This is a genomic window from Pseudoalteromonas pernae, assembly GCF_039831865.1.
GTDB classification, from domain to species: Bacteria; Pseudomonadota; Gammaproteobacteria; order Enterobacterales; family Alteromonadaceae; genus Pseudoalteromonas; species Pseudoalteromonas pernae.
Map to the genome: position 1 here is coordinate 312,539 of NZ_JBDODM010000003.1, position 19,627 is coordinate 332,165.

A 19,627-nucleotide genomic window follows, 5' to 3' on the forward strand; every position below is an offset into this window, starting at 1 on the left:
TCTATAAGATATAGTCAGTTGCCAATATGATGCATGATATGACCACACTAACGATCACCGTATTCATGGGGTTCTTTGCAATGATGAACCCCATCGCCAATACAGCGGTATTTGTTGGGATGACTGCCAACCAAACACCTCAGCAGCGCAGAAAAACCACCTTCAAAGCGCTTACTACAACTTTCTTTATAATCACTACGTTTTGTTTACTGGGCAAGGGGGTCTTTGAAGTATTTGGGATCACCTTACCTGCGCTAAGATTATCTGGCGGGATTTTGGTTTTTATTGTTGGTTACCACATGCTTCAGGGGCAGTCATCTAAGTTACACTCTCACAGCACAACAGCATCGAGTGAAGATGATGAAGACATTGCGATCTCGCCTCTAGCCTTACCCATTTTGGCCGGCCCTGGAACCATCGCCACAGCGATGAACTATTCCGCCTCTGGGGGTATTATTCACATTATGGTGACCATTATCACCTTTGCAGTGCTATGCCTAATCACCTGTATTTGCTTTTTAAACGGTGCCAAGCTTGTAGAAAAAGTCGGTGCGGATGGCATCAGTATTACTACACGGTTAATGGGACTGATTCTTACAATTATTGGAACGCAAATGTTCATACAAGGTATGAACGATGCGTATGTACTCTTCCAACATACCAATGCTAGTACTTAGCCTGCAACTGGCCGGAATAAGCAAAAGCTAGATGTCCATTTTTTGCTGGTATTTATATAATCCAGTTAACGCATTGTATAAACCAGCAGCCATGGTGAAGTCATGATCGGCAGCGCTGAATTCGTCCAGCAACAGTACTAAATCTACTGAGCGATTTCTCGCAATGGTGTTGGCAAGATCGTCATAAACTTCGCGCATTTCACCACCCTCACTGCCAATATTTAAGTATAAAAAGTTGGCCGTTTGCTTTTCAGAAGTAACATATTGTTTGGCCGATTGCGCAGTTTCACGTGCCCCCCACCATACCGCTGGGCTAAACGCTAAATGAGCTTGAAATAAATTCGGGCGCGAATGGTAAGAATGAATAACAAACAATCCAGCGACGGAGTGGCCGGCAATAACCTTGTCATTGTTGGTTCTGTAGGTGTTATTGATAGTGGGGATGAGCTCTGATTCAAAATAATTAAGTAGGCTATCAGCCCCACCACCAGCGCCAACGGGGCCTCTAGGGTCTAAATTTACAGTAGGTGCAAAATCATCCAAACGATTTTTGGACTCGACTCCCACCACAATGTGTTCATTCCCGCCATTAGAGTCTGCAAGGCGTTGCATCATGCTCTGTACCAGTTCAACGTTCAGGGTGCCATCTAACACATAAATCACTGGGTAGCGCTTTGTTTTGTCAACGTCATATGATGCAGGCAACTTCACAGTTATCTCTGGCGCATCACTTAGTTCCTTATGGGCCGTTGTTTTATTAGCCGCAGAAGAAGCAAAAGAAAGCAGTAATAACAGGCAAGACAGCAGTGTTTTCAAAATCTAAATTCCCTTTGTGATTGATGTATTGGTGGGATAAAACCTCAAGAGGTGTTTATCCAATTACAACCTACATTAACCCAAAGAGAAATAAAGTCTAATTTTTTCAGTTGGTTATGAGTTTAATAAATGTAAAATTTAAGATGGATATTTCTATATCGGTACTATTTCTATACTCACGGATTGCGTTTTTCATTAGGCAGTGTAAGCAATCCCCTTTAGATACAGCTGATAAAGCGGTGCATTACCCTTTGCTATACACAAAACAAAAGCCACTCAATCGAGTGGCTTTTTGTAATGCATTTTAGAGAGTTACTCTGATCTCAAGTGGCGTTCTTAGTGCTCATGTTGGTGATCATCAACATGCTCTTTGGCCCAAGTAACATGAGTTAGGTGGCGTGTGCCATCAGGGTCAATACGAATAAACGTTTCAGAATTACCGCGACGACCTAACGAATAACCCCAGCCAATTTCACTGTTGCTGTTACCTATGTCTGACTTATTACAGCCCTTGCCTTTTGGCGCATTACAGCCGCCATCACCACCGCCGCTGTTACCTCCTCCTATGTAAGAATCATAGCTATCGGTGTGAGTATACATAGTCACGAGTTGCTCATAATCATGGGCATTGGGATACGCATAAGGAGGGTCTTGGTAATCCATGCAGGTGTATAGGGAGCCGTTGTTGAAATCCTCATCCTGATGATCTAAGCCGACGTTGTGGCCCAACTCTTGGCATGTGACACTTTGCTTCCAAACATCATTGTTGTAGTAACCAGATGCAAAATAGGTGTCATTGAGCTTGGTATAGCCTCTGGTGATATGTCCCTGAGCATCCAAAGAAATTCCCGCAATCCCTAACCAGCCTGTTTGACCATACGCCAAATTACATATCCTCACCATGCCATCGGGAGCATTACATTTACGCCGGGTTCGGCTGCTGCTATCCCCTGACAAATCCTCAATCATATTGAGCTTTGTGGAGGCTGACCAATCGCTTACAGCCTGACTCACGTAACCATCCCAATCCGGTGTAGTACTGTTGATTATAATAAGATCGAATGAACTTGTGGTTCTTGCCCAGTGATAGTCGCCCCAAGAATGATCGGCAATTGCACTTCCAGACAAGGCCAAAAAGAAGCTGGATACAGCCATTATTTTAGACTTCATAACACCACCTTTTACAAAGATGCTTCAGCAAATACCAAGGTGTGTATTTGCAACGAATATCTAAAGTTTAGTACACATAATCAGGTATCTCTAAGGAGCGAGTACAGAACAACGCCGTGTCGCTTTGCTGGGACAGGAACTCCCAAGGAGTTAACATGGGTAACAACCAATTAATACAACTAGTTACTGCACCATGGTTTGTAAGCTTTGCTAAAAAATCTGATGAATATTATTTCTGATTTTACAGCAGCGGGAATCCTAGTGCGGTATTTACGGTGTCTTTAATTGCATCAAAAGCCGCGTTTAGCGCTTGCTCAACGGCCAAAGCACTGAGCCCCGCGAGAGTAAGCAACACGCTTTGGCTCGCATTTCTTTGAATGGCCAAATGCAGCATCGCTTCTTCTTCATCAATTTCACCCGCAATAATTAAGGCCTGAATTTTCGACAGAGATTGCGCCAACTTGTGCGCTTCTGCCTCACCATACCCTCTGATTTTTGGCCACTTTTCAGATAACACACCTCGCATCGCGACAAGCATATTACCTGCTAATTCTGCTGTATTTATAGTCATGCGATTATTCCTTATCAATTGCGTTTTTTGGCAAGTTCCAACTTCAATATGGCGGTAAAACTCGAATTAAATGCTGATCTTAAAGGGGTTATTTCATCAGCCGACATGCACTTAAGCTCACCACCGGATTTGGACTTTTTATCCTTAACACGATGCAGCATCTCTAAATTATTTAAACTGCTAGTTAACAAGCTAAGTTGCTCGTTGGTGAGATCATTTTTAGGGATAGCCTCAGTCCTGACTTTGATGGAGCTTAAATCTACTTTTGCCTCATTGTAAAAAGCGGCATTTTGGCTAAACGCGCATTCAGGCAAACCTTCTTTTGCTTGCAGGCCAATCAGAAATGTTTCAAATTTTCGCTGCAATGCCGTGATATTTTTGTCTGTGGTTTCATCATATGAAGCAACTGATTTTATCGCACACCCCGAAGACAAACTCACAGCGGCAATTACTAGCAGTAGCTTGGTAAAATAAGCAACACCAAACCTTTTCAAAGGCCTTCCCCCGCATTGGCTCAAACAAAGTAACACCGGAGTCATGACTACTTGTGCATGAACTCGCTGATTTTTATAATATTTACATAAAGTTACCAATCATTTCACTTTAAAACAACGCAAACTTATCTGGGTACCTTCGGCCACAAAGATATTTAAAAACACCAAGCGAAAAAAAAGGAGCCTAGGGCTCCTTTCAATGTGCTAACACGCAGATTTAATGAATTAAACGCTGGTGTGTTTACGAATTAAGTTATGGTAAACGTGATGCAGGCTATCGAGTTGCTCCCGCGAAATCGATTCATTTTGCAGTAACTGCTGAATGTTTTGGTCCAGCTCAAACAAAATTTCGCGGACATGGGTGTCGGCGACCAAACTTTGCATCCAAGTAATGGCTGCGATACGCGCTCCTTTCGTTACCGGTGTCACGCGATGCAGACTACTAGAGGGATACGTAACCGCATCGCCAGCTTGCGGTTTAACCCGCTGCTCTCCAAACTCGGTTTGGATCACCAGTTCTCCCCCCTCATACTCATCAGGCTCTGATAAAAACAAGGTCATCGACATGTCTGAGCGCAATACATCCGCAGAGTTGGGTAAGCGCATAATCGCGGCATCAACATGGAACCCGTATGTTTCCCCTTGCGCATACCGATTAAAACACGGAGGGAATATCTTGTGCGGTAACACAGCCGATACCAATTTCGGATTCTCACCATATTTGGCCAACAATAAATTGGTCAATTGGCGAACCATCTCGTCGTTGGTATCCGCTTGCGCGTTATTTTTTACCGCAGCGGCCATCCCCATCGCAGTGCCTTTACCGTCTAGCCAAGGCACCTGATCGAGGTGCTTACGAAAGGTGCGCACTTCATCTTTTGTTAGCAATTGCTCGATCAAGACCATGATTAACTTTCCTTAAAATTCGTAAGTAACAGTTGCGCGAATCGACTGGCGGTCACCAATGTACATAAACTTAGGCGCGCGGTATGTTGAGGTGTAGTACTCTTTGTCGAACACGTTACCAAAGTTCAAACGTGTCGTCAGATTTTCGCTAAAGTTGTAAGTCGCGAACAGGTTATAAACTGTGTACGAAGGCACTTCTGGGCCCGTTGAACCGGTATCAGGTTGACCACCTGTCATACGTCCTTTGTAAGTTACATCGCCACCAAAGGCAAAGTCTTCCGTTAGCTGATAGCGCGCTTGTGCATAGAGGCTTTCTTTAGCGAACAAGGCCAACGGTAAACCTACGCTGTCAGGGTTCGACGCTGACTCTAGAATTTCTGAGTCCATCTTCGCCGCACTGATTTGAATGCTGAGCTCATCAGTAAGCTGGCCATTCATGGCAATTTCAATGCCTTTAACTTCGTGCTTTCCGGTGTTTAGCGCACCCGTTACTTCATAACCACTGCCCGCACCTTCCATGATGTCGTCTTTGGTTAGGCGAAATGCTGCGAGCTGCACAAACAGACTCTCGTCATTAAGCGACATCTTGGTACCGAACTCAAGGTTACGCACCGTTTCTGGTTCCGCATTAGCGCTGCCCTGTGAGTCCGTGCATACACCGCCGTAGCCACAGTTGCCGCCTACATCAGATTCACCACCATTGATGTTTGTTGCACTACCGTAAGAAGCGTATAAGTTGATGTCATCGAGCACTTCATACACGACCCCTAAGTGACCATTGGTCAGGGTGTCTGAAAATTCATACAAGGCTTCACCGTTGCGGCCATTGGTTAAATTGCTGTAATCGTAGTTATCGATACGAATACCGGCGAAAAGCATCAAGTCTTTCGTCACTTGCATGGTGTCCATGAATGAAAGTGCTGAGACTTCATAACTGTAATCTGAGGTGAAGTCACCTTTTACCGCTTGTGAACGGTCAATGATATTGTTCAAGTTTGTCGCTGTGTTGCCATTGGCATCGATCGCACAGAAGTTCTGGCCAACACCGCCACGCCCTGCTGTCCAACAATTTGGCGAATCGATACTGCCTATATCTGTATATCGACCATTGAGTACCGAATAGTCAGCGTATTCACCGCTTACAAGGAACTTGTGCTCAACTGAACCTGTCTTCAGTTCGGCGAAAAGATTCAATTGTGTGGCAAAGTGTTCCACATCTTGATAATTCGAGTGCGATCCGAAAGTGAAGGTCCCAAAGCCATTTACGCGGTCATTGGCGTCTTCTTCTGTGAAATAGCCGGTGGTACCGCCCGCACTCGTTGCTAGGTAGCCATTATCCGTTTTACCGTAGCGAGTGATGCTGTAGATTTTCCATGCGTCGTTGATTTCATACTCAACACGCAATGTACCCGAAGCAGCTTCTGAGTTAAGGAAGTCCCCCTCTTGTGCATAAACCGGGATATCTTCAATGATTTCGCCATTAACCATAGTAGAGCCTAGGTCAGGCACATCTTCAGCGTTGAGGTAATAGAAGTCAGTCCAGATCTTCAGATCTTCGAGGTTGTCATACAAACCAGAAGCCAAAATACCTTGTCGCTCACGCTCGGCACCGTCGCGTTTGGGTGCATCTTCTTTGGCCGTCATGATGTTAATGCGCGTAGCGAAGTTGTCAGTCAGTGGGGTGTTCACATCCACCGCCGCGCGCAGGTAATTATCGCTACCTACACCCACATCGACTCGGCCAAAGTCATAACCCAGGGATGCTTTTTTGGTGATACTGTTTACCGCACCACCCGATGAGCCGCGACCAGCAAAGGTTGCACTTGGGCCTTTAGTAATTTCGATTTGCTCTACTGAGAAGCTTTCACGAGTGTTCATACCTGGGTCGCGAAGACCATCAACGAACACGTCTGAACGTGCTTCGTGACCACGAATAATGTAACGGTCGCCGAATGCATTACCATTTTCACCCGTACCTAACGTCACACCTGCTTGAGTCGATAACACTTCTTTTAAGTCCGAGCGGCCAGACTCTTCAATTTGGTCTTTGGTCAGGACGGTGATAGTAGTGGGCATATCCACTAAATCTACAAGGCGACGTGCATCACCCGATTTCCTGACGTTATAGATAGAGTTTCGTACACCGTGGATTTCGATGAGTTCAATCGCTTCTTTCTCTTTTTCAACTGCGGTTTTCGCATTGGTTTGAGAGTTAGCATCATTTGCATGTGCAGCAGAAATAGTTAAAGCTAGCGTGCTCAATAAAGCCGTTGAGCCGAATACGTTGTTCTTTGACATTATGATTCTCTAGTATTCACAGAAGGTTGGAGGCATTGTAAATGAAAAAAACAAAATGTAAACGCAGTTGAGAATCATTATCACTACTATTTAAGTTAGTTAAGTTAACATCTGTTTTAAGCACTTCTTAATAGCACTTTTACGATTAGCTTATTGTGCCCTCGCCGCAGCACATCGCTCACAGAATCAAGACAAGATTTTTTCTAAACCCTCTTCTAAACTTTTATCAAGATTTACATTTTGTGACACCCGCAACCATGCCAGAAAATGAAAAGCTGCTAGAAATTATTCGCATACAGTCCGCCATCGCGAAACAAGGTCTAGAGTTCGCTGATGTAATGGAGCAAGTCGTTCAACAAAGCTTAAACCTCACAAGCTCTGATGGTGCAGCCATTGAATTAGCGGAAGATGGAGACATGGTTTATCGCGCTGCATCTGGTATCGCCAAAGACTTTTTAGGTCTGCGTTTAGACCAACAACGGAGCTTGTCAGGTTTATGCGTGCGTACCAGACAAAGCCAGTATTGCCAAGACACCGAAACAGATGAGCGCGTCGATAGAAATGCAACGCGCGCTCTAGGGGTGCGCTCGATGATAGTTATTCCATTGTTTTACGATGACGTTGCTGTCGGCGTGCTCAAAGTGATGTCACATCGAGAACATAACTATACAGATGAAGATGTTGAGGTGTTAAATTTACTGCGTGATGTTATTGCCTCTGCGCTCTATTTTGCACAACAACACAGCAGAAGCGATTTACATTATTTAGCTACCCACGATAGCCTAAGTGGGCTTCCGAACCGCGCATTATTTATGGACAGGTTTCACAAACTGCACCTCAATAGGCTTCATGATAACGAGCTATGTGCCATTTTCATGGTCGATATGAACGGGTTAAAAACCATGAATGACAAACATGGTCATCAATTCGGTGATGCAGCCATAGTTGAAACCGCAAAGCGATTGCTTTCTGCGACTAGGGCTACGGATACAGTTGCCCGTATTGGCGGTGATGAATTTGCTTTAATTGTGGCACCACTGCCAGACCCACATTACATCAATCAGGTGATAACCCGAATCAAAGACAAAATGGGACAGCCATACAGCCACCAAGCTCAAGACTTCGCTTTAAGTGTCAGCATAGGACATGCTGTTTATCATGACGATGCGTCTACTATTCAGGACTTGATGCACATTGCGGATCAAAGAATGTACAGTAACAAACGCGCGCATTATCAAATGCAATAAGTTAGATAGGTTCACTTCTTACATCACAATTCACAGACACATTTTTTGCTCTTTTATCGAGGCAAAAGCATCGCTTTGGCTCATTACACATCAAAATGGATTCCACCTACCGCGCTTTCTACCTCAGGCATATTCCTCTTTACTGGCAAAGTGCTCCTAGATTTACACTCTAACATTTCTCCGCGCGGCGCTTACACATCCACAATACTTGCGCTGGTTAATGACTACAGCACTGATTATTGGTGGATGCAATTCACCCCAGCTGTGTGATCACCATAAAAAAAGCCACTGCATTGCAGTGGCTTTTGTTCTTTTGGGCAACAATAATTCGCTTAATTAGGCTCGCGCAAATGGAATACTTGGCAACGGGTCGCCAGCTCGGGTTGCTGCGCGAAGTTGGTGTGCTCAGCCAAGCCGCAATCACTTAAACCTAACGTTTGTTTGGTGTAGCGGTTGATAAGCATTACACCGCCGCCAGCAACAGGGTTAATACGCCACTGCGCTGTTTTCTCGCTACATGCCGCCATTTCGACATTCGCGCCTGGTACTACAGCATTGCTCGCTACAGCCACACAGGTATCGCTTTGTAAGTTGTTTTTCAAACTCACATAGCCGGTATCGGTTGGTACAAAATGCCATTTCTGCGCATCACTGTGCTTGTAGGCTTGTTGCTCCACATTCACGCCCGCTTTTGCGCTGCTATCGGCTACAGCAAGGGTTTTGCCGCTTTGCTGATTCAACACCACAACTTCACCCACAGGCTGTAGTTGCCATTGATTACACGCACTTTGCTCGTTGCTTTGCAACACAGCTTGGTTTTGTGCACTTGAGCAGCCTGCAATTGCAAGTGGCTTGCCTGAGTAGCGGTTAGTGATCGTCACATTACCGTCAGACGCTGGAGCAACCTGCCATTGCTGGCAATAAGTGTTGCGCCATGCCGCTGATTGCGCTTTAGCATTGTCGGTTGTTGCACATTGCGCTACTTCGAGGAATTTAGAGTCTTCTCGGTTGGCCAAGCGGATATAACCATCTGTCGTTGCATCAAGTACCCACTGGCCGTTAGTGCCAGTACATTGGCGCTGCACTGCTTTAGGGTCTTGCGGGTCAGAGGCGATGTCCAAACAAAGGTTAGTTGTGGCATTAACTAAATGATAACGCTGACCTTGTACACGAGTCACCAGCGGGCCATATTCACCTGAAGGTGGCGCCACTTCCACACCCGGTGTGAGTGGTTTGCCAAAGTTAGGCGTACCGTCATCATTCCAGTCGAACTTTTGTGCGCGCAGCGAACGAGTGGCGCTACAGCCGTGCTCTACCGAGTCATTACCATGGTAAACAAGCCAATCTTCACTGCCATCTGGCGACGTAAAGAAGCCATTATGACCTGGGCCAAATACTTCGTCGGTGCGGCTAAAGACGGGTTCATCAAACTTTTTCCAATGGTCGATGTTCATTGGGTCGTCGCCCACTAACTCAAGCAAGCCTAATTTGTAGTCTGGCGTATTACAGAAACTCGCCGAGTAAGTCATGAAAGTGCGGCCGTTGTGCTGCAGGATTTCCGCGCCTTCAGTTACCTTGCGACCACTGATCTCCCAATCAAGCTCGGGGCGAGTTAAAATAACATGCTCAGTACCTTCTTTGAGCTTCCATGGGTTTTCCATTTCGGCAATGATGTTGAGCTGCTGATCACCCTGCCACTGCGAGTAAATCACATACAATCTGCCGTCTTTTTCGAGGTAGTTACCATCAATGTTCCACACATCAGGCATTAACGCGCCTTTGTATTCGTAAGGGCCCATTGGGTCGTCACCGGCACTTTCCAGTACATTCAGATGTTGGTGATCGAGCGTGCCATCTTGGCCAGCCGTATACATCATGTACCAGCGATAACCGTTAGGGCCTTTTAGGCGATGAAATTCAAATGCCCAGAAGTTACAACAACGTTTTGGGTCGGTATCAGACCAGACATTAATTGGCGTCGCATCAGCAAGGCCAGCAAGCGTTGGCGATTTACGCATCACTAACTCAGATGTCCATGTCGTAGTGGTGAGGTAATAGTTGCCATCCCAATACTCTAGCCATGGATCGGCACCATTTGGAAACAGTGGGTTGGTGAAAATACCATTGTCTTGAATAGGCGCGGCTTGCGCTGGTGCAACCGTTGGTGCAACCTGAGCCAATTCTTGCGTCTGCTCTTCATTGGTTGAAGCACAGCCGCCGAGCAAAAGGCTGCTCAGCACAGCTGCGCTCAGAAGGCTTTTACGCTGCTTTGTTATTGCTCTAATCATATGAAACTCATTGTGTGAATTAAAAAAACACCACCGTTAACTGCCCGTCACGGTGGTGATAATGTATTTACTTAACACCAAACTCATAGACAATACGCGTTGAATACACGCTGCCTGGATGCAATACAGTGGATAAGAACTGAGGCTGGTTAGGCGAGTCTGGATTGTGTTGTGGTTCTAAACAAAAGCCGCTACGAAAATCGTGCTTCAGCCCCGGTTGCGAAGTACTGCCATCGAGAAAGTTACCAGAATAAAACTGCACTGACGGCTCTTCCGTGAGGACAGTCAAAGTGCGTCCAGAAACCGGCTCATACACCTTAGCTGCTTCGATAAGCTGACCATCAGCCACATCTTTAAGTACAAAGTTGTGGTCGTAACCTTTACCTAGTTTGAGTTGCTCGTCTTCGTCATTGATATCTTTACCAATCGCTTTCATCTTACGAAAATCAAACGCAGTACCTGCAACCTTAGTAATTTCGCCAGTAGGGATGAGACCACTATCAACAGGTGTCATCGTTTGTGCATTGATTTGTAGCTGGTGATCTAGGATGTCGCCCTTGCCCGCAAGATTAAAGTAACTGTGCTGGGTCATGTTCACTATGGTTGGCTTATCTGTGGTCGCAACAAATTGCATGTCTAGTGAATTATTGTTGGTCAATGTATAGGTTACTTCAGTAGCAAGGTTACCCGGATAGCCTTGATCACCGTCGGGGCTCAACAACGTGAGCTTTACACCTGCACTGTTGGCTGTCGTGAATGGCTGCATTTGCCATACTTTTTTATCGAAACCTTGCACACCGCCGTGGAGATGGTTATCACCATCGTTCTTAGCCAGTTGATACTCAGTACCATTTAAGCTGAATTTACCGCCAGCAATACGGTTACCGTAGCGCCCGATAATCGCCCCGAAATACGTGCTTGAAGCCACATAATCTGCAACGTTATCAAATCCTAGTACGATATTGCCGCTGTTACCTTTCGCATCTGGTGTAGTAATACGGGTAATAATGCCACCGTAACTGATCACATCTACTTCAACACCGTTGGCGTTAGTCAAAGTCACTTTATTTATTGGGGTACTGTCTGCGAGGGTATCGAAATGCTGCATCGTAGCCGTAGGCACTGAGTTCATAGCGTCTCCTTGGTGAGCAAAAGCATTCGGCACTACAAATGATACTAACACGCCCACCATGGCAAACGTTGAAGCATAGTTTTTGGCTTTGCTCTGTAAGTTTTCATATTCTGTGAGGCTGTTGTAGCGCTCGCTCATAGCTGTGTTAGATAACATTGTAGTCGCCTTTTATATTTATTTTATACTTTTATATTACAAATATAGTAGCATATGCAAGGTTATCACGGTGAAAAGTTGCAAAGGAGCGCCCAATCACCGGGAAATTGAAGGGATTAAATCTAGTCTTGGATCTTGCCGTTTTTGACCATAATGCAGTCCATTCCCCCTGCAATCGCAGCACGTCGGCCGATATCAGTGTCTTCAAACACCACGCAACGCGTTGGCTCTACACCGAGCTGTAATGCCACACTCACAAACGTCTCTGGATGTGGTTTACCGTGGGTGACATCACTGGCGGTGACCAAGGCTCCTAGTCGAGGCAATAAACCATGCTTTGCTAGCAATTCTTCTGCATGGGAGCGCTCAGCACCAGTCCCGACTCCGATTGGCAATTTACCGTGGTACTGTTCGAATACAGCGAATGTTTCCGCAATCGGCGTTGGGTCGTGATCCATAGCCACCCAAAAGTCATGTTTGCGAATCGCTATTTCCTCAGGGTCGTGGTCCAATCCATATTGCTCATTTAATAGCGCCACTGTTGCCTTGGTTGGCACACCACCGAGCGAGTGCATGTAGTCATAATCAAACGGGTAGCCGTACTCAATACAAACCTGCTCCCACGCTTTTAAGTGCGAGCCCATTGAGTCAACTAAGGTGCCATCCATATCAAAGATAATGGCGTCATAGGCGCTGAGATCTTTCATCACTACTCCTGTTTTTAAATGCAAAAAGCCAAGGGAAAACCCTTGGCTTATTCGTTCACTCGCTTGGCTTACAGGCCGTTTTTAAGTGCATAGTAAGCGGCGTTATGACGTAGCTCGGTCTTCAAACCACGAATGGTGGTTGCGTCATCAATAACCACAGTTTCGACACCCGCCATTTCCGCGAAATCAACGATCATATCCGTTGTTACCGCTTGGCTATAAGCCGTGTGGTGCGCGCCACCAGCGTGGATCCACGCAGCTGATGCAACAGATAGATTCGGTTTTGGCTCCCACAATGCTGATGCCACTGGCAAATGCGGCAGTGCCGCTGGCGGCTCAACAGTATCAACTTCATTAATAATGATACGGAAACGATTACCTAGGTCAATTGGCGATACGTTAATAGCAGGACCAGGCTTACCGGTAAACAGTAAGCGAGCCACATCACAACGCATACCAATGGTGTGTAAGTGAACATCAAGTGTTGGCTTTTGTGCCGCAATTGACGGACACACTTCTAACATGTGCGCACCGAGTACTTGGTCTGTACTGCCCATGTTGTAGGTGTAATCTTCCATAAATGAACAACCGCCTTCACGGCCTTCACCCATCACTTTCATGATGCGAACCATGGCTGCTGTTTTCCAGTCGCCCTCACCGCCGTAGCCGTAACCTTTAGCCATCAAGCGCTGTGTCGCCAAACCCGGAAGACCCGTTAAACCAGATAAGTTTTCGAAGCAGTTAGTGAATGCTTTAAAACCACCTTCGTCTAAGAAACGCTGCATGCCTAGCTCAAGGCGCGCTTCGTTTTTCAGCATATTCACTTTATAGTCGTCTGCCAAAGTCTCTGCTGGGATATGGTAGTCGTTTTTGTACACTTCAAGTTGTGCCGCAACGTCTTCGTCACTCACTTGGTCAACGATTTTGGCAAGGTCACCCAAACCAAAGGCATGTACTTCATAACCAAAAGTGATTTGTGCCGATACTTTGTTACCTTCAGTTACGGCAACTTGGCGCATGTTGTCACCAAAACGCGCCACTTTTAGGTTTTGGCTTTCGTTCCAACCCATTGCTGCACGGCACCAATCATCGATTTGCGCTTGCACATCAGGACGCTGCCAGTGACCGGCCACCACTTTGCGCTCTTTACGCATCACAGTGCCGATAAAACCAAACTCACGGTCTCCATGCGCACTTTGGTGCGTGTTCATGTAATTCATGTTGATTTCAGACCAAGGCAGTGCCGCATTAAATTGCGTATGTAGGTGCAGCCAAGGCTTACGTAGTTCGTTCAGACCCGCAATCCACATCTTCGCTGGTGAGAATGTGTGCATCCACAGGATCAGACCAATACAGTCAGGGTTGCTGTTTGCTTCTTGGCATACAGCATGAATTTCTTCAGGTGATTTTACAGTTGGTTTGCATACCAATTTCACCGGTAAGTTTGCAGCTTCGTTCAGGCCAGCAACGATTGCATCGCTATCACGCGCAACTTCTTCCAACACCTTAGGACCATAAAGATGTTGTGAGCCAGTGACAAACCATACTTCTTTCATCATTGTCGTCATGTGAGTATCCTCTTTATATTGCCACGGCGGCGTTACTTGCTCTGGCCGTAATAGGCGTTTTTACCGTGTTTACGTAAATAGTGCTTGTCCATGACCGACTGCTTCAGCACGTCGCTACGTGGGTCAAGGGTGCGTGTTAGATAGGCCATGCGAGCAATTTCTTCTAAAAGAGCCGCATGATAAACAGACTGAGCTGCGTCTTTACCCCAAGTAAAAGGCGCGTGTCCGGCAACCACCACCATAGGTGCAGCCATTGGGTCTCGGTCTAAGTAGGCATCAGTAATTTGAATGCCGGTTTCAAGTTCGTAATCACCGTTCACTTGCTCGTCGGTCAGTTCGCGGGTGCAGGTAATGTCACCGTGAACGTAATCTGCATGTGTGGTGCCCAAACAAGGAATGCTTTGTTTTGCCTGTGCCCATGCGGTGGCATAAGTCGAGTGCGTGTGAGTGACCCCACCAATCGCATCAAAGTGACGATATAAGTGCACATGGGTTTTAGTGTCTGACGATGGGCGCATGTCGCCCTCAACGATGTTGTTGTCTAAATCAACAATCACCATATCTTCGGCCTTCATTTGGTCATACGACACACCGCTTGGCTTAATGGCAATAACGCCTTTGTCGCGGTCGATTTGCGATACGTTGCCGAAGGTGTAAATCACTAAGCCGCGCTGTTGCAGCTCCATGTTAGCTTCATATACTTCGCGTTTGAGTTCTACAAAGCTCATACTGCACCTCCGTCTACATAGGCGCCAAGCGCTTGATATTTCTTATAAAGCGCGTCATAAACAGCGACTCGCTCTGGGTTTGGCTGATATTGCTGACACACAGGCGATGCCATCACTTTTTGGGCACTAGCAACGTCACTATGCGCACCTGCGGCTACGGCAGCCATAATCGCAGCACCCAAGGCGCAGCTTTGCTCGCTCTCAAGCACATCAATTGGGCAATTCCATACATCTGCACAGGTTTGCATTACATATTCTGATTTCTTAGAAATACCACCAATGACCACAACCGATTCAATCGGTACGCCTTCATCGCGAAAACGCTCAGTAATTGCGCGGGCGCCGAATGCAGTCGCTTCAACTAGCGCCTTGAAGAATTTGGGCGCATCAGTGCCCATCTTCAAACCAGTTAATGCCATTGCAACTGTTTGATCGGCATCAGGAGTACGACGACCATTCACCCAATCAAGGGCTGTCACATCTTTCTCAGTCACAGGTAGGGACGCTGCAGCTCGAGAAAGATCGACCAACATCTTGTCTTCGATTTTCTCGAGCAGCGCCTGCTCTTCACCACTTAACCCAGTTTGTTGTTTCAGCGGCCATGCAAGTAAGTTTTTGAACCATGCATATAAATCCCCAAATGCTGACTGACCTGCCTCAAGGCCAATCATTTGTGGGATCACAGAGCCATCCACTTGACCACAGATACCACGAACACAGGTATCGCCTAACTGCTCTTTGCTGGTAACGGTAATATCGCAGGTTGATGTGCCCATTACTTTAGTCAGCACACCCGGACGCACATTGGCAGCAACTGCACCCATGTGACAATCAAATGCACCAAAACCAACAACAATGCCCTGAGGTAGGCCTAAGCGTTCAGCCCATTCGGCGGTGAGCTTGCCAGCTACTTGGTCGCTCGGTTGGGTTGCTGCGTTTAGCTTATCGATTACTCCATCAAGAAGCGGATCGATGGATGTGAAGAAGTCATTCGGCGGGAATCCACCCCATGCTTCATTCCACATCATTTTATGACCTGTTGCACAACGACCTAATTCGAGTTGACGCGGATGTGTGGTGCCACACATCAATGCCGTGATCCAGTCGCAATGCTCAACCCATGTGTAAGTTGCAGCCTTCACAGCTCGGTCTTGGCGAAATACGTGAAGGGCTTTTGCGAAATACCATTCTGATGAATAAATACCGCCCATGTAGGCGAGATAATTGACGTCATTGTTGGTAGCTGCCGCGGTGATCTCCGCCGCTTCTTTAACCGCTGTGTGATCTTTCCACAACACGAACATCGCGTTAGGGTTGTGCTCAAACTCGGGGGTCAATGCCAACGGCGTACCCTCGTTATTGATAGCGACAGGTGTTGAGCCAGTTGTATCAAATGCCATCCCGATGACTTTATCAGCAGCACCAGCAGGCGCTTGGCTCCAAAGACCATTTACCACTTGCTCTAGGCTGTCGATGTAATCCTGAGGATGCTGACGGAACTGGTCTTTGCTTGGCTCGCAATATAGACCCTGCGCCCAGCGCGGGTAGTTCACCATGTTGGTCGCAATCTCTTCACCAGTTGCTACATCAACTAGCAGAGCTCGAACCGAATCAGACCCGTAGTCCAACCCTAACGTGTATCGAGACATAAGTACCTTCAATGATTTCTTATAAATTATTCATTACTTTTAATTGTATGATAATATCAATAATGTAATATTGCAAAGGTAATATATAAATACAAATAAACTTCATTGAAGCGCACGCAATGCAACGCATTGATCCACACTCAGGACAGGAACTCGTTATGACAAGCCAGTTAGAACAGCTTAAAAAAATGACTACCGTGGTTGCCGATACCGGCGACTTTGAAGCAATTAAGGTTTACCAACCGCAAGACGCAACAACCAACCCTTCTTTGTTGCTTAAGGCGATGCAAATTGAAAAGTATCAGCCATTAGGCGCCGAGGCTGTAGCGTGGGCGAAAGGTCAAGGTAAAAACAATGCACAAACAGTTAAACTAGCTGCCGATAAATTATCGGTCTTGATTGGCAGCAAGTTGATGCAACAAGTACCTGGCCTAGTTTCTACTGAAGTAGATGCGCGCTTGTCTTTTGACACCCAGGCAACTATTGAGAAAGCTGAGCAACTGATTGCCCTGTATCAGGAGCAAGATATCGATACCTCACGTGTACTGATTAAAATTGCCTCAACATGGGAGGGTATTCAGGCAGCAAAGTACCTTGAAGAAAAAGGCATCCGCTGTAACCTCACGCTGCTATTTTCATTCGCCCAAGCACGCGCCTGTGCAGAAGTGGGTGCCTATTTGATTTCTCCGTTTGTGGGCCGCATCCTCGATTGGTACAAAAACGACCAACCAGAGCAAGACTTCACCGGTGCAAACGACCCTGGCGTGCAATCTGTGACGAGTATTTATAACTACTTCAAAGAGCATGGCTACAGCACTGTGGTAATGGGTGCGAGTTTCCGCAATATCAGTGAGATTCAACAGCTAGCTGGCTGTGACCGTTTAACCATCAGCCCAGCGCTGCTAGAGGAGCTTGCCAATAACAATGAGCCACTGTCACAAATGCTTAGTGCTTCAACGGAAGTTAAACCTGCGCCAAGCGCACTGAGTGAGCAGGCATTTCGTTGGCAAATGAACGAAGATGCGATGGCGACACAAAAATTGGCTGAGGGTATTCGTCAATTTGCGATAGACCAAGAAAAACTTGAGGCAATGTTGGCTGAACTTATTTAAGTCTGCGTTGCCTACTAACAACAGTAGATATCCCAATAAACAAAAAGCCCAAGAGTTAGCGCCTTGGGCTTTTTTTATATCAACTTAATTGGGGGCCCTCGTTCTCACTTAGGCTAGTAGTGCATTGGCCTTACTGACAACATTCTCAACGGTGAAACCAAAGTGTTCAAGTAGCACACCACCCGGTGCAGATTCACCGAAGCTTTGCATGCCAACAACATCACCATTGTCACCGATATACTTGAACCAAAAGTCACTATGAGCCGCTTCAATAGCTACTTTTGCAACACCTTTTGGTAATACGCTTTGGCGATACTCTTGAGACTGTGCATCAAAAGCGGTTGTGCTTGGCATTGATACCACGCGCACAGCTTTACCTTGCTCGGTTAATGCCTGTGCTGAGTCAAGGGCTAGATTCACTTCCGAACCCGTGGCAATCAGGATGATTTCAGGGCTACCTTCACAATCTTTTAGAACATAACCACCTTTGGCAATATCTTGTACTTGCTGCTCGCTGCGCGCTACCGCTTGTGTACCTTGGCGTGAGAATACCAACGCTGATGGACCATCTTGACGAATGAGCGCTTGGCGCCATGCTTCTGCTGATTCGGTCTCGTCACACGGACGCCATGTTGCGAGGTTTGGCGTCATGCGCAAATTAGCAAGTTGCTCAATTGGCTGGTGCGTTGGGCCATCTTCACCCTGACCGATTGAGTCGTGAGTGTAAACAAACACACTTTTAGCTTTCATTAACGCCGCCATGCGCACAGCATTACGCGCGTACTCCATGAACATCAAGAACGTAGCGCCAAATGGAACAAAGCCACCGTGCAAGGCAATACCATTCATGATTGCGCTCATGCCAAACTCACGAACACCATAGAATACATAGTTACCGTCATCATGCTCTTGAATGCCCTTTGCTTGTGGCCAAAGGGTTAAGTTAGAGCCTGCTAAATCCGCTGAACCACCGATAATTTCACTCAGCTGATTAGCAAAAAAAGTAATCGCGTTTTGCGACGATTTACGCGTCGCAATGTTCTGCATGTTCTCTTGACACTGGCGAATGTAGGCATCCGCTTTGTCATTAAAATCGGCTGGTAGCTCACCATTAATGCGGCGAGTATATTGTGCCGCTAATTCTGGGTGTGCTTTTTCGTATGCCGCAAAAAGACTCTGCCACTGTGACTGTTGCTCAAGACCCCGCGCTTGCGCACTCCACTGGCTGTAGATTTCACTTGGCATTTCAAAAGGAGCATGCGGCCAGTTCAACTGCTCACGCACTGCGGCAATTTCCTCATCACCTAATGGTGCGCCATGGCAATCATGTGAGCCCGATTTATTAGGTGAACCAAAGCCAATTATGGTCTTGCAGCAAATTAGGGTTGGTTTATCCGTGTTTGCTTGTGCCGCACTGATAGCATCGCTGATGGCCTGCATATCATGACCGTCAACATCGCGAATCACATGCCAACCGTAAGCTTCAAAACGCGCCGGTGTATCATCTGAGAACCAGCCTTCCACTTCACCATCAATGGAGATGCCGTTGTCGTCCCAAAACGCGATCAATTTACCAAGGCCCAAAGTACCCGCTAGTGAACATGCTTCGTGAGAGATCCCTTCCATCAAACAGCCATCACCCATGAAACAATAGGTGAAGTGATCGACAACATCGAAGTTTGGTTTGTTGAACTGCGCCGCCAGCGTCTTTTCCGCAATTGCCATACCCACTGCGTTAGCAATACCTGCCCCTAACGGGCCCGTTGTTGTTTCAACACCCGGTGTATAACCATATTCTGGGTGGCCTGGGGTTTTCGAATGCAGTTGACGGAAATTACGTAAGTCATCCATGCTAACGTCATACCCACTTAAGTGCAGCAGCGCATACTGCAGCATTGAACCATGACCATTTGAAAGCACGAAGCGGTCACGGTTAGCCCACGTAGGATCGCTTGGGTTGTGGCGGTAGAAGTTTTGCCACAACACGGCTGCGATATCAGCCATACCCATCGGCGCACCTGGGTGGCCTGATTTTGCTTTTTGTACCGCGTCAACGGCAAGGATGCGCACCGCGTGCGCTGATTGTGATGTTGGAAGCGTCATAAGTC

Annotated in this window: 16 protein-coding genes; 3 read left to right on the top strand and 13 right to left on the bottom strand. The window is 46.7% G+C overall.

Annotated elements, in window-relative coordinates:
• The first annotated feature begins 38 nt into the window (after nt 1-38).
• The gene (locus tag V1358_RS09435) at nt 39-677 is read left to right on the top strand and encodes a MarC family protein (protein WP_347393371.1); all 639 of its coding nucleotides are present in this window, start codon (nt 39-41) and stop codon (nt 675-677) included.
• A gap of 27 nt (nt 678-704) precedes the next feature.
• Here the strand turns inward: V1358_RS09435 and V1358_RS09440 are convergent, their stop codons facing one another.
• From V1358_RS09440 to V1358_RS09465, 6 genes are all read right to left on the bottom strand, one after another.
• Nucleotides 705-1,493, bottom strand: coding sequence for an alpha/beta hydrolase (locus V1358_RS09440; RefSeq protein ID WP_347393372.1), 789 nt, complete (start codon nt 1,491-1,493; stop codon nt 705-707).
• A 336-nt stretch (nt 1,494-1,829) separates the two neighbouring features.
• The gene (locus V1358_RS09445) at nt 1,830-2,663 is read right to left on the bottom strand and encodes a hypothetical protein (RefSeq protein ID WP_347393373.1); all 834 of its coding nucleotides are present in this window, start codon (nt 2,661-2,663) and stop codon (nt 1,830-1,832) included.
• A 241-nt stretch (nt 2,664-2,904) separates the two neighbouring features.
• Nucleotides 2,905-3,234: a hypothetical protein gene (locus V1358_RS09450; protein WP_347393374.1), complete on the bottom strand. Its 330-nt coding sequence runs from the start codon at nt 3,232-3,234 to the stop codon at nt 2,905-2,907.
• A gap of 14 nt (nt 3,235-3,248) precedes the next feature.
• The gene (locus V1358_RS09455; protein ID WP_347393375.1) at nt 3,249-3,728 is read right to left on the bottom strand and encodes a hypothetical protein; all 480 of its coding nucleotides are present in this window, start codon (nt 3,726-3,728) and stop codon (nt 3,249-3,251) included.
• A gap of 225 nt (nt 3,729-3,953) precedes the next feature.
• Nucleotides 3,954-4,634 (bottom strand): Fe2+-dependent dioxygenase, encoded by a 681-nt coding sequence (locus tag V1358_RS09460; protein WP_347393376.1) that lies wholly within the window; start codon nt 4,632-4,634, stop codon nt 3,954-3,956.
• 12 nt (nt 4,635-4,646) lie between these two features.
• Nucleotides 4,647-6,932: a TonB-dependent receptor gene (locus V1358_RS09465; protein ID WP_347393377.1), complete on the bottom strand. Its 2,286-nt coding sequence runs from the start codon at nt 6,930-6,932 to the stop codon at nt 4,647-4,649.
• A 242-nt stretch (nt 6,933-7,174) separates the two neighbouring features.
• Between V1358_RS09465 and V1358_RS09470 the strand changes: the two genes are divergently transcribed.
• Nucleotides 7,175-8,179, top strand: a complete 1,005-nt coding sequence (locus V1358_RS09470) for a sensor domain-containing diguanylate cyclase (protein WP_347393378.1) — start codon at nt 7,175-7,177, stop codon at nt 8,177-8,179.
• Between the two features lie 332 nt (nt 8,180-8,511).
• On the opposite strand, the gene V1358_RS09475 is transcribed toward V1358_RS09470, so the two are convergent.
• From V1358_RS09475 to V1358_RS09500, 6 genes are all read right to left on the bottom strand, one after another.
• Complete coding sequence (locus V1358_RS09475) at nt 8,512-10,467, bottom strand: RICIN domain-containing protein (RefSeq protein ID WP_347393379.1); 1,956 nt, start codon at nt 10,465-10,467, stop codon at nt 8,512-8,514.
• A 67-nt stretch (nt 10,468-10,534) separates the two neighbouring features.
• Nucleotides 10,535-11,755 carry an aldose epimerase family protein gene (locus V1358_RS09480; RefSeq protein ID WP_347393380.1) on the bottom strand — a complete coding sequence of 407 codons (1,221 nt, stop codon included), beginning with the start codon at nt 11,753-11,755 and terminating at the stop codon, nt 10,535-10,537.
• A gap of 122 nt (nt 11,756-11,877) precedes the next feature.
• Nucleotides 11,878-12,462 (bottom strand): beta-phosphoglucomutase family hydrolase, encoded by a 585-nt coding sequence (locus V1358_RS09485; RefSeq protein WP_347389747.1) that lies wholly within the window; start codon nt 12,460-12,462, stop codon nt 11,878-11,880.
• Nucleotides 12,463-12,530: 68 nt separating this feature from the next.
• Nucleotides 12,531-14,030: an L-arabinose isomerase gene (gene araA / locus V1358_RS09490; protein WP_347393381.1), complete on the bottom strand. Its 1,500-nt coding sequence runs from the start codon at nt 14,028-14,030 to the stop codon at nt 12,531-12,533.
• A gap of 32 nt (nt 14,031-14,062) precedes the next feature.
• Nucleotides 14,063-14,758 (bottom strand): L-ribulose-5-phosphate 4-epimerase, encoded by a 696-nt coding sequence (locus V1358_RS09495; RefSeq protein ID WP_347389749.1) that lies wholly within the window; start codon nt 14,756-14,758, stop codon nt 14,063-14,065.
• Complete coding sequence (locus tag V1358_RS09500; protein WP_347393382.1) at nt 14,755-16,407, bottom strand: ribulokinase; 1,653 nt, start codon at nt 16,405-16,407, stop codon at nt 14,755-14,757. Before V1358_RS09500 ends, V1358_RS09495 begins: the two co-directional genes overlap by 4 nt.
• A gap of 158 nt (nt 16,408-16,565) precedes the next feature.
• Between V1358_RS09500 and tal the strand changes: the two genes are divergently transcribed.
• Nucleotides 16,566-17,519, top strand: a complete 954-nt coding sequence (tal, locus tag V1358_RS09505; RefSeq protein WP_347393486.1) for a transaldolase — start codon at nt 16,566-16,568, stop codon at nt 17,517-17,519.
• Nucleotides 17,520-17,627: 108 nt separating this feature from the next.
• Here tal and tkt read toward each other — a convergent pair whose 3' ends face one another.
• A complete protein-coding gene (gene tkt, locus V1358_RS09510; RefSeq protein ID WP_347393383.1) occupies nt 17,628-19,622 on the bottom strand; it encodes a transketolase in 1,995 nt (664 codons plus the stop codon).
• Nucleotides 19,623-19,627: the final 5 nt, after the last annotated feature.